10 protein-coding genes are annotated in these 15,229 nt (G+C 61.2%); 4 read left to right on the top strand and 6 right to left on the bottom strand.

Translation table 11 applies throughout. From position 1 onward, the window contains the following. Nucleotide 1: 1 nt before the first annotated feature. The 6 genes from ACP7BX_RS04130 to ACP7BX_RS04105 all read right to left on the bottom strand — a co-directional run bounded on the left by ACP7BX_RS04130 (nucleotide 2) and on the right by ACP7BX_RS04105 (nucleotide 10,935). The gene (locus ACP7BX_RS04130) at nucleotides 2–6,562 is read right to left on the bottom strand and encodes an NEL-type E3 ubiquitin ligase domain-containing protein (protein ID WP_426128376.1); all 6,561 of its coding nucleotides are present in this window, start codon (nucleotides 6,560–6,562) and stop codon (nucleotides 2–4) included. Between the two features lie 69 nt (nucleotides 6,563–6,631). Continuing rightward, nucleotides 6,632–7,747: an OpgC family protein gene (locus tag ACP7BX_RS04125; RefSeq protein ID WP_426128378.1), complete on the bottom strand. Its 1,116-nt coding sequence runs from the start codon at nucleotides 7,745–7,747 to the stop codon at nucleotides 6,632–6,634. A 123-nt stretch (nucleotides 7,748–7,870) separates the two neighbouring features. Then, nucleotides 7,871–8,167: a cupin domain-containing protein gene (locus ACP7BX_RS04120; RefSeq protein ID WP_133074522.1), complete on the bottom strand. Its 297-nt coding sequence runs from the start codon at nucleotides 8,165–8,167 to the stop codon at nucleotides 7,871–7,873. A 62-nt stretch (nucleotides 8,168–8,229) separates the two neighbouring features. Then, the gene (locus ACP7BX_RS04115) at nucleotides 8,230–8,514 is read right to left on the bottom strand and encodes a putative quinol monooxygenase (protein WP_426128381.1); all 285 of its coding nucleotides are present in this window, start codon (nucleotides 8,512–8,514) and stop codon (nucleotides 8,230–8,232) included. Nucleotides 8,515–8,525: 11 nt separating this feature from the next. Further along, nucleotides 8,526–10,145: an FMN-binding glutamate synthase family protein gene (locus ACP7BX_RS04110; protein WP_038846012.1), complete on the bottom strand. Its 1,620-nt coding sequence runs from the start codon at nucleotides 10,143–10,145 to the stop codon at nucleotides 8,526–8,528. A gap of 28 nt (nucleotides 10,146–10,173) precedes the next feature. Beyond that, complete coding sequence (locus ACP7BX_RS04105; protein WP_426128383.1) at nucleotides 10,174–10,935, bottom strand: response regulator transcription factor; 762 nt, start codon at nucleotides 10,933–10,935, stop codon at nucleotides 10,174–10,176. A gap of 93 nt (nucleotides 10,936–11,028) precedes the next feature. On the opposite strand from ACP7BX_RS04105, the gene ACP7BX_RS04100 reads away from it, so the two are divergent. The 4 genes from ACP7BX_RS04100 (at nucleotide 11,029) to ACP7BX_RS04085 (ending at nucleotide 15,212) form a co-directional block, all read left to right on the top strand. Beyond that, nucleotides 11,029–11,850, top strand: a complete 822-nt coding sequence (locus ACP7BX_RS04100) for a carbon-nitrogen hydrolase family protein (protein WP_133074519.1) — start codon at nucleotides 11,029–11,031, stop codon at nucleotides 11,848–11,850. A gap of 133 nt (nucleotides 11,851–11,983) precedes the next feature. After that, nucleotides 11,984–13,309: an APC family permease gene (locus ACP7BX_RS04095; protein WP_178954716.1), complete on the top strand. Its 1,326-nt coding sequence runs from the start codon at nucleotides 11,984–11,986 to the stop codon at nucleotides 13,307–13,309. Between the two features lie 100 nt (nucleotides 13,310–13,409). Next, complete coding sequence (locus tag ACP7BX_RS04090; RefSeq protein WP_133074517.1) at nucleotides 13,410–13,682, top strand: type B 50S ribosomal protein L31; 273 nt, start codon at nucleotides 13,410–13,412, stop codon at nucleotides 13,680–13,682. A 183-nt stretch (nucleotides 13,683–13,865) separates the two neighbouring features. Then, nucleotides 13,866–15,212: an HD domain-containing phosphohydrolase gene (locus ACP7BX_RS04085; RefSeq protein WP_426128386.1), complete on the top strand. Its 1,347-nt coding sequence runs from the start codon at nucleotides 13,866–13,868 to the stop codon at nucleotides 15,210–15,212. Nucleotides 15,213–15,229 lie beyond the last annotated feature (17 nt).

Here is a 15,229-nt window from a genome sequence, read left to right as displayed (position 1 = left end):
ATCAATAATCGGCGGGCAGTTCACCTGTGGTCAGGAATTTCTGGGTGAACTGGCTGACGACTCGTTCGCTTTCGGCGACTTTCAGTTTTGTGATGGATTGGCGGCGCTCCTGATACTCGTCGGAATGCGGGTCGGGGACTTGTTCTCTGAGTATTTGCATCATTTTATCGGCGTGAATCTCGACAATGCTGAAGCGTTTCGGTCTGCTGCGCCGTATGTAGGTGATCCATATCGCGTTTTTCTGCAAAGCCTGGCTCACCTCATTGGTGGACTTCAGCGTGTTCATTTTGGTGCGAATCGCGTTCAGGTCCGCGGGCAGCAGGTCTTCACCCGGGTTGTATAGCCTGTTTTCATGTTGCATTGGCAAGTCGAATGACACGCGCATATCCAGGCGCAGGTACAGCTTGACCTCAACGTCATCGGGCATGGCTTTGGGCTCAAGGGTGGGGTTTAGCGCGTTCCATACTTCGCGTTCGCTGCGCAACCGTTCGATATGCTCGAGAGCAAAATCATCAAGGCGGCGCAGGTAGAACAGCCCATCCAAGAGTTTTTTCAGTGCTTGAGTGGCTTGGTTGGAACTGGGCAGCGCCATCGCCGCATGTTGCTTGCTGCGGATCTCCATCTCCATGAAGACCAGAATGGCCCCGTCACCGCAGGTGCCGGCCTCATAGGTGTGCAGAAAAATATCTTCTCGCAGCTCATGGGACTCGGCCATTGCCTGCAGCACACGCCACACGCGTGCCGTCAAGGCTTCCCTTCGGGCGCCACCCTTCTTGTAGTCGCCCGAGTTTCTTAAATCCCCCAGGACCCGAAAGACATCGTCGGGGTTCGCGCCTTCGTTGGCTTGCAGTTGGTCCCAGACGATTCGGCGTTGGCCATGCTCAGCCTCCGGGACGCCAGCCAGCCATAGGCCCAAGGTGCCCAGGGGATGCACAGGTGGCTGGATTGGAGCGTGCACAGGCGCGTGCACCTGCCCCGGAATCTCGCCGTTGAACCGGCTGCCAGTGCGCAGGCGATATTCAGCCATTCGTTGCAGCGTCGCTGCGCTCAAGGGGTTCTCGTGCAGTTCGGTGTTGCGGTTGGCGTGTTGCATGTCTGGGTTGGTGAACAGGGCTTCGGGCACGGTGGTGATCTGGTTTTCCTGCAGCTCTACGCTGTGCAGTTGGGTCAGGTGTTCGGCGCCGATGGGCCATTCGCTGATGCCGGTGTGGCGTAGGTTCAGGTTGAGCAAGTGGTGCATGCGAGTGACATCCGGCGTCAACCCCAGCGGGTTGTGGCTCAGTTCCAGTATCTGCAACTGCGTCAGCCCAGCCAGGCGTTGGCGTGATTCCGGCGTGAGGACGATGTCGTTGTCCTGAAGGTCCAGGTTTTCCAGATGTGCCATGGCGGTCACGCTGGGCGGCAAGTGGGTGAGCATGCAATCGAGTTTCAGCTCGCGCAGGTTGGCGAACTTGCTCAGGAACGCATCGCCGTTGGCCGGAAAAGCATTGCCCGCGATTTTCAGGTACTCAATGTGCGCAAAGCCTCGGGTGCCCAAGATGAAGTCAACGTCCGGCAGGGTGTTGCCGTCCAATTGCAGCTCCAGGCTATGGGCATCGAGCAACCCGCCAATGTACGGGCGCAGGGTTTCCTGGCGCCAGGCGCTCAATAGGTTCAGTGCGGTCATGCGTCGTTGGTTGAGGTTTAACGGATTGTCGGCATCCACGGCGTATTCGGCGTTCGCCCAGCGGTTGAGGCCGTATCTGAGGGCTTGGTATTCGGCTTTGCGCCGTTCCAGCTCAAGCAGTGCCGCCGGCTCGTTCGGGCCCAGGGAATCAAGCAGGTCATTGGCATTGGCGCGGGACATGCTGGGGTAAAGCTCGCGTACTTTGTTGACAAGGTCCCTTGAGTGGCGCCCACCAAACGGCCACAGGTCCTGCACGGTGAAGGGGTAGGCGGTGAACGAGCTGTCGACGCGCATCGGCGGTTGCAGCCAGTACGGAATGTGCGCCAGGCCCAACAGGTCCTTGATCGCAATGCGCTGGTTGAGGGCCAGGTCGGCGATGGCGTTGCGTAGCGCGCTCAGGTCGCCGCTGTCGGCCACGCCCAGGGCTTTACGTTCGCTGTCGTCGAGTACCTGCCACAGCGCGGTGAGCAAATCGTAGGGTTGCTCACTGATCAGCTTGCCCTCGGCGTCATACGCTTGATAACGCTCATCGACCCGCGCTAGCCGCCTGCGGTCACGGCCGGCCAGGTGCCCGGCGCTTTCGAGCAGCGGCCCGCTGGCGCTGCCCTGGTGAATATCCACGCGCACATCGGCGGGCCAACCGGGCAGCAGCTTGAGCGCATGCAGGATGATTGTTTCACTGTCGGGGTTGGCCAGGGTGGTCAGGTACAGGCCTTCGAAGGCGCGGTTCAGGCGCACATCGTCGGCGGTCAGCCTGGCTTGTTCGGCCAGGCGCAGCGGCACCCAGTCTTTCTCGCCCAGATGCTTGAGCTCCTTGGGCGTCGCGTGGTCGAGCAAGGCCTGGATCGCACTGGCGGGCAATTGCGGGTAGTGGTTACGCAGGCGGTTGTGCAGGCCGTTGCCATTGCGCTCGCTTTGCGCGTACAGCGTGTCGAACAGTTGGCTGCGTTCGCGGTAGGCGTGTTCGGCGATTTTTTTCGCCAGTTTGAACAGGCGCTCTTGCTGGCCCTCGGGCAACTCGCCGAGCAGGGCGCGGGTCAGGTCGTCGTTGCGCACCAGGTTGAGCAGGGGTTCGAGGCTGCGGCTTTGTGCTTGCGACATCCGCACTTTATGCGGCGCGTCGGCGTTGGCGGCCGGGTAATGCGCGGTGGTTCGGCCCGACTCGTCATGCACTTGCAGCACGTGGCTGGCCGGCCACTGCGGCAGGGCGCACACCAGCAGCAATTGCAGGGACGGCCGCGCGGTGCGGGTGGCCGAATAGGTGGTCATGGCCTTGATGAAATGCAGGATCTGCGCCTCGATGTCGAAGCGCTTGGTGCTGTCTTTCAACAGCGGCGGCGGTGGCAGGCCGGCGCAATGCACTTCGCGCAATGCCCGCGGCGGGGTATCGGTGAGTTTCAGGATGCGCTCGCTGGTGGCCTGGCTCACGTTGAAATCGCTGCCCAGGCGCGAGAACAGGTGATGGTCATCCCAGCTCAGCGGGCTTTCGTTTTCCAGGCGCCAGGCGCCGTGGCGGTTGTGTTCCAGGCGGGGCGTGTCGACGCCGACTTTATGCGGGTGCTTGAGCCGCCATTGCAGCAATTTTTGGTCGAACGTCACCGGGTAGAACGCGCCGTACAGCGCCATCAGTTGTTCGCCCTGCCAGTCGTACAAGCCTTCGGGGTTGGGACGCAAGTCGACCGGCAGCACCAGGTTGTGCTTCTGGTATTGGCCCAGCGAATAGTCCATCAAGCTGACCAACCCGCTGGGGCTGCGGCGTTCGCTCATCAGGTCGCCCAGGGTGTTGCGCAGGCCTTGGGCATCGGTAGCGGAGTTCATGCCGAGCAGGCTGCGTTCGTGGGGTTGCAGCACCGAGGCGATGGCCAGGTAGAAACTGTCGGTGGCCGGCGATACCGGGATCGGCCCGGCGTTGCGCATGTCATAGGCTTCGTAGCGGCCGTCGCCGTAGTGCAGCAGCTCGACGGTGGTGTCGTCGGGGCCGCTGCTTTTGTAGCGGTCCTTGGGCTGCCCGGTCGCCATTTCAGTGACGACAAACTCGCGCTTGAGGCGCTCGCGCAGCAGGCTGCCGGCAAATTCCCGGACCCAGAGGTCAGTGTCGTGGTTGAACACCCGCGCGTAGTAGAGGCTGTCGATCACGGCGTCGATGCGCACGGTGGTGCGGTGTTGTTCAAGGTGTTCGCGCACGTTGTCGGGCAGCTTGGCGTCCTTGAGGTAGGTGCTTTGCTGGGCCGGGGTCAGTGGCTGGGTGTCGAGCAGTTGCTTGAGGTTGGCCAGGCTCAGCGGTGCAAATTGCGCTTGCAGTTTGCTCAGCAAGGGCGTGGCTTGCACGCCATTGGTCGCGGCCTTGATCGGCACAAATGCCCGCGCCGTGTCGCCCTCCGGCACTTGGTGGCGGGCGTGGCCGCTGTAACGGGTCAGCGCCTGGAACAGGGCGATGCGCTGTGTGCTCGCCAAGGCGCTGATCTGTACACGCAGCCTGGCGATGCGCTGGGTCTCGCTGAGCTGCGGGCTGCCTTCCTTGCCCAGGGTGGAGGTGGCGGGTTGCTGGCGCAGGATCAGTTCGAACAGCGACTCCTGCGTGGCGAGGTCGGTGTCCGCTGCTTCGAGGGCAACGTGGGTGCCGTCATCGCGGCGCTTGAGGTTGATGGCGTGGCTGGCGTCGGCGCTGGCGGCGTGGCTTTCCAGCAAGTTGCCTTGACTGTCATGCACATGAATGACCGCCTCCGCGGGCCATGCTGGCAGTTGGGTCAGCAGGGCAAACACGGCGCTGCCGGCATGGGCGGGCAGGTTGCCGCGGCGATGGAAATCCTTGCTCAGTTGCTCGATCACGCGGTCGGCCTGTACACGGCGGGAGGCTTCGATCAGGTTGACTGGCGGCTGCTCGCCGGCCCAGATGGCATCCAGGGTGGCGCGGGACACAGCGGTGCTGCGCAGCAGGTTGCGGATTTGCACGGTGGGCACGGGGGCTTCGCCGTTGGGCAGCATTTGCCCAATCAACTGGGTGTCCGAGAGTTGGCCGGCACTGTGCAAGTCCAGGACCCAGGCTTGGCGCCTGGGGTCGAACACCACGGGCGCGGTGACGCCGTTGCCGTTCTTGCGCTTGAGCACGACGCCCTGGGTCTTTGGATCGACCGTGACTTGCGCCACGAGCTGCTGTTGGCCTTGTTGCACGCGCACGTACTGCTGGTTATTGATCAGGTACAGGCCTTGGGCATTTGGCATCTGGCCGTCAAGCAGGCGTTGGTTGGGGCTGGCATAGGCGGTGATATCGGGTTTCCACAGCTCAGGGGTGCCGTCGCTGCGGGTCACTTTGCGCGGGTTGCCCAAACGTTGCAGCAGGCCTTCGATCCGCTGGCGATGGACACGCCCGGCGGTGGAAATCAGCAGGCCGTTGATTGCCAGGTCAGCCACATCGGCCAAGGCGCCGGCAAATTCGCTGGCTTCACCCTTGGCGGCCTTGTCGATGCCGACGATCACGCTGTAGGCCAGGTTGCCGAAGACCACGACTTGCATGATCCGGTTCAGGCCCCAGACGCCGCCCGGTACAGGTGTCATCAGCAGCTCCATGATCTCGGCGGCAATCGCCGCCGCGCCGTCGATCACGCCTTGCAGGTCGCGCTCCGAACGGCGCGTGGCAAGCATGCCGAGGTTGGTGTGGTAATGCCGGATATGGCGCTGGGTGAGGGCTTGTACGAGGGTTTGCGGACGACTCGGTTTTGGATCGTGGATGAACCTGAGGTGATCCAGGGTTTTCTCCGGGAATAGCGTGTGGAAGGCGTCATAGAGGAAACCCGCCACCAGGCTCAAGCCCTTGGGGCGCGGGTCTTCGCGCAAGAGCTGGGTGAACTGATTGACTTCGCGGATAGGCAACTGCCGCGAAAACCAACCGAGGTCGCCGTCGCTATGGCCTGCCTTGAGGTCCGCGTGCAGTTGCGCGCCGGCAGCCTTGGCGTCGAGGTGATAACGCATGGCCCCGCCTGGCCTGTAGGGAAAATAGGACACCACGCCCACGCTGCCGACATGGATCAGCATCAAGGGCAGCGGAATGCCCTCGCCGGAAGGTACGAACGGTATGGTCTGAATGATGGCCGTGTCGAAGTCCAGGCTCAGGGTATCGAACGGCAACGCCGCGCCGCTGCCGTCAATCGCCCCCACCAGCGCGTCGTACCGATCCCGCATCACGCCCGTGCTGGCGCGGTTGCGATAGGCCTCCAGCGCTTCGAACAGCAGGTGGGCGCGCGTGCTGGCCTCAATCAAGCTGTGCAGCTTGCCACCCTGGCCCAGGGTGTTGGTCAAGGTGGTATGCAGTTGGCCGCCAAGGTCCAGTTCGCGGCTGATGTCGACGAACTGGCTGACGCTCAGCTGTTTTTTATCCACGCCGGTCAGGTAGGAGGCGTCGACATAGCTGTGCCCGGACTGTTGAGGGTTGCCGGTGCCGAAGTCGAAGTTCAGGCACGCGGCCTGCCATAACGTCATCCTTGATTCATGTGTGCGGTATTGCCACTCATCCACCGCCCGCCTGTAGCGCGAGCTTAGCGTCAAGCCCTCGCTGGCGCTGCTGCGCGGCTCCCAGGGCAGGGGCGCATCGACCTTTTCCAGGTAGCGCGTGTTGATGTGGATTTCGTTCGGGTCGAGGCCACCGAGCCTGGCGCGCAACTGCGCCTGGCCATTGACATTGAACTGCTCGACCAAGGCGGCGTTTTCTGTTTCGACCGCCTTGAGCGCGGCGACGGCCTCGCGTTGCAGTCGCACATAATCGCGCTGTTGCGCGAGGGTCAGGCTGCTCATCGATTGCGCCAGGATCTGGCGCAGCAGTTCCAGGGCCTGTTGTCGGCCCCAGGATTCGCTGGACTGCAAGTGGCCGGAGAGACCGTTGAGAAGGTGGTGGTTGGGCATGTGCCATTTCCTTTCACAGTGAGACGTGGAAGGAAATGGGAACACTCGCCCAGCCGTGGCGGGCGCTACCTATATAGCCCGGGGCTGGCTCAGGCGTTTGTTCAGGTCCAGCCAGGCGCCCAGTGCGGCCATCAGCACCACACCCGCGACAGCGGTGAGCAATTGCATGGTCAATGTGTCGTCGGCCATGGCGTTGAGCATGTCTGCCAGCGGTGCAATCAGCACGCCGAGGCAGAAGATTTCCAGGGAAAACCGCCCCATGCGGCCCACTTGCGCGGCGACCGGGTTTTGCGTCCAGCCCGCGCCGGGCAGCAGTTTGGCGGTGACATAGGCCAAGGCCAGGAAGTGCAGCAGGCGCACTGGCGACAGGTCGGTCTTGCTGATGGGGTAGATCAGGTCGCTGATCAGCGCGGGCATCAACGCGTCATGGATTTCGGGCCAGCGCCACGACACGGTGATCAGGCCGGTGACCAGCACATACACCGCCGCTGCCACAAACAGCGGCTGACGCTGCAAGGGCAGGCTCTGGGCGGGCTTGGGTTGCCCGCTGCGAATCGCCGCCGCGCCGCCCAGCACAAACAGCAGCTGCCAGGTGACCGGGTTGAAATACCACACGCCATCTTCGATGGCCCGCAGGTTCCAGCCCATCCACGGCGCCAGCAGGTACACCGTCAGCGACACTGCCACTACCACCAGGGGTTTGCGCAGCATCAGTGGCAACACCAATGCCAGGCTGGCGAGTAACACGATATACAACGGCAACGGGTCCATCAGGTTGGGCTTGAAGCGTAGCAGCAACTCATCCAGCAACGCCTGTTGCGGATGGGTGATGAAGTGGGTCATGCCCATCTCCTGCACCAGGTCGCGGGTCTCCACGTGGCTGTTGGCGAAAAACACGATGCCCATCAGCATCGCCAGCAAGAAGATATGCACCACATAAAGCACCCAGGTGCGGCGGAGGATTTTCAGGCAGGCCATCCAGTAGCCTTCGCGTTGCAAGACCTTGCCATAGGCCATCACCGAGGCGAAGCCGGCGAGGAATACAAAGACCTCCGCAGCATCACTGAAGCCGAGGTTGCGCAGGGTGATCTGGCCGAGGGGGTTGTGGGGGACGTGATCCCAGAAAATGAAGATCAACGCCAGGCCCCGAAAAAAATCGATGCGTGGGTCGCGTCCGTTCAGCATGGCAGCGGGCTCTTGTACAAAATAGTAGGAGTGACAGGGAGGCGAGAGGGCGCCTCACGTCGGGCGGGCGCAGGTTGGCGGTATTTGTAAACAATTGCAAAGGTTGGGTATTACTGAATGTCTCTAGACATCAATGATCACCAGGGTACCTTGGCTACCGGCGAGGACCCCATGGGCAATGCCGGCTTCTACGAGGTACATCTGACCGGCGCTGACCGTCACCACGGCATCCGCGATGCTCAGGCGCAAACACCCGCTGATCACCAGCAGCCCTTCGTTGTAATCGTGGGTCTCTTCCTCATAGGCCTGCGCATCCATGCGCAGCACCTTGATATGCGCCGGGCCGACCTGGCCCAGGCGCGTGGATTTCCAGGTGTCGGGCAGTTGTGCGGCAATGGCAGCGAAGTCCAGTAACGGCATGTGAATCTCCTTGTTTCAGCGATGCCGTCGGTGGTCCGGTTCAGCGGGGAAAGGTGTTTGGCTCAAAACGCATCCATCAACAGCACTCGGCACGGCTTGGCTTGATACGCGTTGATCTGCGGCACCAGGCGGGTGAAGTGTTCGGTCTGGCAATGGGTGTCGAGGGCTGCCTGGTCGGGCCATAACTCGACAAAGATAAAATGTCCTGGTTCTTTTTGATCAATGAACAAATCGTAGGCGATACACAGTGGTTCCTGGCGTGTTTTTTCCACCAGCTCGGCGTACCACCCGTGCACGGTCTCTACATGTTCAGGTTTGATGAAGTCTTCGGCGATGACCTTCAACACGGTGCGGCTCCTTAAGCGGCAACAACTTCGTGGGGTTCAAAACTGTCGGCCCGGGCCATCTGCCACATGCGCGAATAGAACTCGCCATTCACCTCGCCGGTCAGCAGTTCGCCGGGCTTGAGGAACACATGCAGTTGCGAGAACAGCTTGATTTCGGTCGCCGACATGCGTCGCACCAGATGCTTGGCCGACAGCTGCGACGGATGATCCAGGCCGGCGGCGGCGAGCATTTCCGCGAGGGCCTTGAGCGTGTTGCGGTGGAAGTTGAACACGCGCTGGGCTTTGTCCGGCACCACCAGCGCACGTTGGCGCAGTGGGTCCTGGGTGGCCACGCCGGTCGGGCATTTGTTGGTGTGGCAACTCTGGGACTGAATGCAGCCGATGGCAAACATGAAGCCCCGCGCGGAGTTGGCCCAGTCGGCGCCGATGGCCAGGACGCTGGCGATGTCGAACGCGCTGACGATCTTGCCGCTGGCGCCGAGCTTGATCTTGTCGCGCAGGTTCAGGCCCACCAGGGTGTTGTGCACGAACAGCAAGCCTTCACGCAGCGGCACGCCGATATGGTCGGTGAATTCCACGGGCGCGGCGCCGGTGCCGCCTTCCTTGCCGTCCACCACGATAAAGTCCGGGAGGATGCCGGTTTCGAGCATGGCCTTGGCGATGCCCATGAATTCCCACGGGTGGCCCAGGCAGAACTTGAAGCCCACCGGTTTGCCGCCGGACAGTTCGCGCAACTGGGCGATGAACTGCATCAGCTCGATAGGTGTGGAGAACGCGCTGTGGCGCGACGGCGAGATGCAGTCCTCACCCATCAGGATGCCGCGGGTGTCGGCGATTTCCTGGGTGACCTTGTGCTTGGGCAGGATGCCGCCGTGGCCGGGCTTGGCGCCCTGGCTCATCTTGATTTCGATCATGCGCACTTGCGGGTTCTGCGCCTGCACGGCGAAGCGTTCCGGGTCGAAACGGCCGTCGCTGGTGCGGCAGCCGAAGTAGCCGCTGCCCAACTCCCAGGTCAGGTCGCCGCCGTTTTCACGGTGGTAGGGGCTGATGCTGCCTTCACCGGTGTCGTGGGCAAAGTTGCCCAGCTTGGCGCCCTGGTTGAGCGCGCGGATCGCGTTGGCGCTCAACGAACCAAAACTCATCGCCGAGATATTGAACACCGACGCCGAGTACGGCTGCGTGCACTGCGGGCCGCCGACCATCACGCGAAATGCGCTGGGGTCGCTGAGCGGTGCCGGGCGCATGGAGTGGCCGATGAATTCGAAGCCCGACTGGTACACGTCGATCAGGGTGCCGAACGGTTTGTCGGCGGTTTCATTCTTGGCCCGCGAATAGACCAGCGAGCGCTGGGCGCGGGAGAAGGGCAGGGCGTCGCTGTCGGATTCCAGCAGGTACTGGCGGATTTCCGGGCGGATGGCTTCCACCAGGTAACGGATATTGCCCAGGATCGGGTAGTTGCGGCGCACGGCGTGGGGGCTTTGCAGCAGGTCGAACACACCGATCAGGCTCAACACGCCCGTGACCAGGGTGATCGGCCACAGCCATTCATGTTCGATAAAGGGGAGGCTGGCGAGGGTGAAAATGACGCACACGGCAAAGAAGGCGTAACGGCTTAATAACGACAGGCTCATACGGTTTTCCTTGGTTCGGACTCATCGGCTAGGCGTTTTGCGCCTGTAGAAAGATCGAGAACAGCTCTGACTGGGATTTGATCCCTAACTTGCTGTAGATGTGTTTCTTATGGACTTTCACGGTTTCAACAGAGATTTCCAGCTTACGAGCGATCTCCTTGCTGGAGCAACCGCTGAGCATCAAGCGGCCCACATCCAGCTCGCGGGCGGTGAGTTGCGCGCCCCAGTCATCATTCTGGATCGGCTGCGGTGTACTGACCTGGTTGAGTTCATGGGGCAGGCGTTGGCGCAGCAGGCTCACGACCCAGGGTTGAATCAGCGATAGCAGGGCGATCTGCTGCGGGTCAAAGCGCTGCTTCGAGCCCAGCGACAGGCATAGGGTACGCCCATCCGGCAGGTGGCAATTGAATTGGATTTCGTCGGCCACCACGTTCAGGCGGAAGTAGCGCTGGTAGTACTCGGTGAGTTCAAAGTGTTCCGGCGCAACTTCGGCCAGGCGCAAAAGCCCGGTGCGCGCGTGTTCGCGGCTGGCGATGTAGAAGGGGTCGAGCAGGTACAGGCCGTTGAGGTAGTCCTGGAACAGGTGGTCCGGCGTGCCGTCGGCGCCTGGGCATTCGGCGAACACCAGCGGGCGGTGTTCGCTGCTGAACAGTAGGGCTACCCAGCTGTCGGACGGCACGTATTGGTCCAGCAACCGGACAAGCTGGGTCCAGAAATTGGGCTGGTCCAGCGCGTCTATCATTTGCCCCACCGCACGGTGCCAGGCGATGTCTTGCAGCGACATGATCATTGATCTACCCCTATCGGGTTACCCCCGCCGCGTGATTCCCTGGTGGGTTGAGGCTGCGCATACTGCGGCACAGCTAAAGAACAAGGAATACCCATGAAGGTCGAATTTGCCCAGTTGGCCGGTCGTGATAACGATACAGCTTACAACCTTGAGCGCGCCTTGGCGGCCATTGCCGCCTGCGCCGACGATACGCAACTGATCGTATTCCCGGAAACCCACCTGACCGGTTTCCCCACGGCCGAGACCGTTGCGGCCATTGCCGAGCCGCTGGATGGCCCCACCGTGCAGGCGATTATCCAGGCCGCCCGCGCGCGCAACGTCGCCGTGGTCATCGGTATCGCTGAAAATGATGGCGGCCAGTTCTATAACGCAACCTTGTTGATCACTCCCGAAGGTATCGCCCTCAAGTACCGCAAGACCCACCTGTGGCCGTTGGAGCGCGGTGTGTTCAATCCTGGCGATCGTTACCCCACTGGTATGTGGAACGGTCTGCGCGTCGGCCTGCTGATCTGCTACGACATCGAGTTCCCTGAAACTGCCCGCGCCCTGGCGCAATTGGGCGCTGAGTTGCTGATTGTCACCAACGGCAACATGGACCCCTACGGGCCTACCCACCGCACCGCGATCATGGCCCGAGCCCAGGAAAACCAGGCATTTGCGCTGATGGTCAACCGGGTGCAAGAGGGCGATGGCGACCTGGTGTTCGCTGGCGGCAGTGCGTTGGTGGACCCGTTTGGCACGCTGCTGTTTGAAGCCGGGCGTGAGGAAGGGCAATACACGGTTGAGCTGGATCTCGACCGACTGGCGGCGGCACGCAAGGATTATCGCTACCTGGATGACCAGCGCATGAAATTGCCGGGTGAGGTGATTGAACGCAGCGATGGGACGCGCGAGTTGTTGATCCCACAGCACTGATTTCCCTCTGTGAATCGGACCATTGTGGCGAGCCCGCTCGCCACACGAAACAAGCTTGATCATAAGAAAAATGACATTCGCAACACCCACTTCAGTTCTGCCATAAATCTAATAATTGCGCGGAGAATCACCCATGGCTCGTTTGCAACGCACCCTGTCGTTAGGGTCGGTGGTGCTGTTTGGCATCGCCTATATGACGCCGATCATCGTGCTCGGCACCTTCGGCATCCTGGCGCAATCCACTGCGGGCATGGTCCCCGCCGCTTACCTGGCCGCCCTGGTGGCGATGTTTTTCACCGCCATGAGTTACGGGCGCATGGCTTCGGCGTTTCCGGTGGCCGGTTCCGCCTACAGCTATGTGCGCAAGGCCATCAGCCCCAAACTGGGCTTTATCGCCGGTTGGGCGGTGTTGCTCGACTATCTGTTCTTGCCCATGGCTATCTGGCTGATCGGTGCGGCGTACCTCAATTCAGCGTTCCCGGCGGTGCCGCAGTGGATCTGGGTGTTGGCCTTTATCGGCATCACCAGCGCCATCAACATTGTCGGCCTCAAGCTGGCCAACGGCATCAATGCGTTGCTGATGCTGGTGCAATTCCTGGTGCTGATTGCGTTTGTGGCGCTGTGCATTCATTACATCGGTGGTGATGTGAGCAAGCCGCTGTGGACCATCGCCCCCTTCTTCAACGGCCAGATGCACATGCCGTTGATCATGAGCGGTGCGGCCATCGCCTGCTACTCGTTCCTGGGCTTTGACGCGGTGAGTACGCTGACCGAAGAAACCCGCGACCCACGCCGCACCATCCCACGGGCGATCATGTTGATCACCTTGATTGGCGGGCTGATCTTCGTGGCGGTGTCCTACTTTGTGCAGATTGCCCATCCGTCGTTCGAATTCGCCAATGTGGATTCGGCGGCGTATGAAATTGCGCGCAATATCGGTGGCGACCTGTTCGTGTCGATCTTCCTGATCGGCCTGATTGTCGGCCAGTTCGCTTCGGGGCTGTCGGCCCAGGCCAGTGGTTCGCGCTTGCTGTTCGCCATGGGCCGCGACGGTGTGTTGCCCAAGTCGTTCTTCGGCGCTTTGCATGCGCGCTTCGGCACGCCGGTCAACAGCATCCTGTTGTGCGCGGTGGTGGCGCTGCTGGCGTTGAAGCTGGACGTGACTACCTCCACCTCGTTCATCAACTTCGGTGCATTCCTGGCGTTCAGCCTGGTCAACCTGTCGGTGATTTTCCACTACTGGATTGGCGCCAAGCAGAGAGGCCTGCGCGAGTTGATCCTGTTCCTGGTGTTCCCGTTCATTGGCCTGCTGGCGGACCTGTGGTTGATGGTCAGCCTCGATCATCTGGCGATCTACCTGGGTCTGGTGTGGTTGGCGATCGGCCTGGTTTACCTGGGCGTGCTGACTCGCGGGTTCTCACAGCAGCCACCGGAGATGGACTTCCAGGAAGCCGCATAGAAGCGACGGGCCTATTCTTATTGCAATCGGTTCTCGTTTGGGTGCATGGTTTGTGTTACTGTATAACACATCAAATGCACCCAGACGCCCCGGAGGCCTTATGAAAGCTGGTATCCATCCCGACTATCGCACCGTGCTGTTCCACGACACTGCCGCCGACGTGTTCTTCCTGATCGGCTCCACCGCCGACAGCGACCGCACCCATAAACACAGCGACGGCAACATTTACCCGTACATCCCGCTGGACGTTTCCAGCGCCTCACATCCGATCTACACCGGCCAACAGCGCAAGACCCAGGTCGAAGGCCGCATTGCCGGGTTCAACAAGCGTTTCGCTTCGTTCGGTTCAAGCCCGAAAAAAGCTGACGCGTGAGGTTTACAGGTTTCACATCGAAGGCCGCTCCGGAATCTGGAGCGGCTTTTTTTATGCATTGATGTCGTAAGGCCATCATTTTCCGAAAAACCGACTAAGCTACTCAGTAATAGGCAAATCCGTAAGCGCCAGGAAGGCAGACCCCGACCATAAGGACCGCACACCGACGATCCGAGGTGTCCCATGGGAGAGTCAGTCACTTTTACCGATGCCGAACGTGCCGTGGTGCTGTTGATCGACGCCCATCCGGACGTCCTCCACAGCCTCACCCAACTGTTGCGGCTGGAACCCTTCGAGCTGCACAGCGCCACCTGCGCTGCCGATGCCCTGGCGATTCTCGCCAGCCAACCCATCGACCTGGTCATGAGCGCCGCACGCCTGCCGGACATGGACGGCGCCTCGCTGCTGGCGCATATCCACCAACACTACCCTCACACCGTACGCATTCTGCTGACCGGCGAAACCGACCTGACCCTGATCGTCAAAGCCATCAACGAAGGCGAGATCTACCGCTACCTGAGCAAACCCTGGAAGGACGAAGAATTGCTGCTGGCCTTGCGCCAATCCCTGGCCCATCAGCATTCCGAGCGCGAACGCCTACGCCTTGAACAACTGATTCAGCAGCAGAACGAAGAACTCAGGCAGCTCAACGCCAGCCTGGAAAAACGCGTGGCCTCGCGCACCAGCGAGTTGCAGCAGACCGCCGACATGCTCGACCTGGCCTACGAAGAACTCAAACACAGCTACGCCACTGGCACCGAGGTGTTCTCGCTGTTGGCCAACCTGCGACTGCCTCGCGCCAAACAGACCAACCGACAGATCATCGAACTGGTGCGCACCTGGTGTGTGACCCATGGCGTGGACGAGGCCAGCAACCGCGACCTGACCATGGCCGCCGCGCTCTACAACATCGGCAAGCTGAGCTGGAGCGACAGCATGATGGCCTCGCCCTCGGACCTGCTGCACAGCAGCGACCGCGAACGCTATCGCGCCTACGCCACCCAGAGCGAATCGCTGCTGATGACCCTGGAACCGATGAAAGACGCCGCACGCCTGATCCGCCATCACCAAGAACGTTGGGATGGCAGCGGCTTCCCCGATCACCTCAAAGGCGAAGCGATTCCCGCCGGTTCTCGTTTGCTCAAACTGGCGGTGGATTTCATCGAGTTGCAAAAGGGCTTGATCCTGGAGCGGCAGATGAACAGCGACGAAGCGCTGCTGTACATCCGCAAATATGCCGGTCGGCTGTACGACCCGGTGATGGTCGAAGACTTTGTGCTGGTCTGCGCCACCTATCTCAATGACGTGACCTTGGGCGACCCCAACGTCAAAGTCCTCGGTACCCGCGAGCTTGCGGAGGGCATGGTGCTGGCGCGCAATCTCAATGCTGACAATGGCATGTTGCTGCTCAATGCCGGCAAGGTGTTGAACCTGCCATTGGTGGATAAATTGATTGCCTTCGAAACCATGGAGGGCGCGCGCTACAGTGTCTTCATCAAGGACAACGGCGATGCACTGCTTTGCGGCTGAGCCACTTCATGTGATCC

Source organism: Pseudomonas sp. DWP3-1-3b3 (genome assembly GCF_049896305.1).
In the GTDB taxonomy this organism is placed as follows: Bacteria; Pseudomonadota; Gammaproteobacteria; order Pseudomonadales; family Pseudomonadaceae; genus Aquipseudomonas; species Aquipseudomonas azotoformans_A.
Note: the sequence above shows the minus strand (reverse complement) of the source record. Positions and strands in the feature narration are given on the sequence as shown.

What these genes read in the sequence shown, in the direction of transcription:
- ACP7BX_RS04130 (WP_426128376.1), bottom strand. Translation starts at nt 6,562, where the DNA reads ATGCCCAACCACCACCTTCTCAACGGTCTCTCCGGCCACTTGCAGTCC.
- ACP7BX_RS04105 (WP_426128383.1), bottom strand. Translation starts at nt 10,935, where the DNA reads ATGATCATGTCGCTGCAAGACATCGCCTGGCACCGTGCGGTGGGGCAA.
- ACP7BX_RS04125 (WP_426128378.1), bottom strand. Translation starts at nt 7,747, where the DNA reads ATGCTGAACGGACGCGACCCACGCATCGATTTTTTTCGGGGCCTGGCG.
- ACP7BX_RS04110 (WP_038846012.1), bottom strand. Translation starts at nt 10,145, where the DNA reads ATGAGCCTGTCGTTATTAAGCCGTTACGCCTTCTTTGCCGTGTGCGTC.
- ACP7BX_RS04120 (WP_133074522.1), bottom strand. Translation starts at nt 8,167, where the DNA reads ATGCCGTTACTGGACTTCGCTGCCATTGCCGCACAACTGCCCGACACC.
- ACP7BX_RS04090 (WP_133074517.1), top strand. Translation starts at nt 13,410, where the DNA reads ATGAAAGCTGGTATCCATCCCGACTATCGCACCGTGCTGTTCCACGAC.
- ACP7BX_RS04085 (WP_426128386.1), top strand. Translation starts at nt 13,866, where the DNA reads ATGGGAGAGTCAGTCACTTTTACCGATGCCGAACGTGCCGTGGTGCTG.
- ACP7BX_RS04095 (WP_178954716.1), top strand. Translation starts at nt 11,984, where the DNA reads ATGGCTCGTTTGCAACGCACCCTGTCGTTAGGGTCGGTGGTGCTGTTT.
- ACP7BX_RS04100 (WP_133074519.1), top strand. Translation starts at nt 11,029, where the DNA reads ATGAAGGTCGAATTTGCCCAGTTGGCCGGTCGTGATAACGATACAGCT.